This window comes from Ruminococcus sp. AM26-12LB (genome assembly GCF_003480785.1).
In the GTDB taxonomy this organism is placed as follows: Bacteria; Bacillota; Clostridia; order Lachnospirales; family Lachnospiraceae; genus Blautia_A; species Blautia_A fusiformis.
The window spans coordinates 699-966 of sequence record NZ_QUJX01000042.1 but is presented as its reverse complement, the minus strand read 5'-3'; the positions used below and the strand labels follow the sequence as shown (position 1 = coordinate 966).

General features: G+C 32.5%; 1 pseudogene. It reads right to left on the bottom strand.

What is annotated here, in order from left to right:
* Nucleotides 1-2 precede the first annotated feature (2 nt).
* Nucleotides 3-268 (bottom strand): annotated as a pseudogene (locus DW694_RS17375) (hypothetical protein); the annotation flags it as partial.

The window sequence follows — 268 nt, the reverse complement described above, 5'->3', positions numbered from 1 at the left end:
TTTTATTTATGTAATAAAGTTTGATCCAGCATGTTTTTAATTTCATCTGGAAGACCGTCTATCGTTGCATTTTCATCTAAAAACAGTAAATTTGTATATTTTTTCGCATCATTCGGCGCTGAAAAAATATGAGTTACTGTATATGCTGTTCTACTTTTAGAAAAGCAATCTTCATCTCGCAGCGATTCTACTACAAAGCAATCGCCCTTTTGCTGCCCCTTATCATCATACTCTTTATTTAAGCATAGAGTAAAATTAAGATCTGTTG